General features: G+C 61.4%; 1 protein-coding gene. It reads right to left on the bottom strand.

The features are described 5' to 3' along the window. Window positions 1-258, bottom strand: a 258-nt coding sequence (locus tag SB786_RS36470) for a hypothetical protein (RefSeq protein WP_410731616.1), incomplete at its 3' end; no start/stop codon positions are given. Window positions 259-267: the final 9 nt, after the last annotated feature.

The following is a 267-nucleotide window of genomic DNA, read 5'->3' on the forward strand; positions in this document are numbered from 1 at the left end:
GTTGGGGCTGGAAAGCAGAAATCGCAGGGTGCCGACCGCGGCGAGTTTTTTGAACACCCCTTCGAGGCTGCCGTCATGGGCATGCGGCGAGTCCCACGGGCCGCTCTCGGACAACCACCGCGCATACTGCGCCTCCTCCTCCGAATGGCTGACCTGATAGCGCAGCAACGTGCCGTCCGGGCCGGATAGATACGCATAGGGCAGCGTCAGCCGGTCTTGCTGGGTAAGGATCACATCCGGAATGGAATAGAAGCTCATGAAGGCCTT

The organism is Burkholderia sp. SIMBA_062, assembly GCF_046534765.1.
In the GTDB taxonomy this organism is placed as follows: Bacteria; Pseudomonadota; Gammaproteobacteria; order Burkholderiales; family Burkholderiaceae; genus Burkholderia; species Burkholderia ambifaria.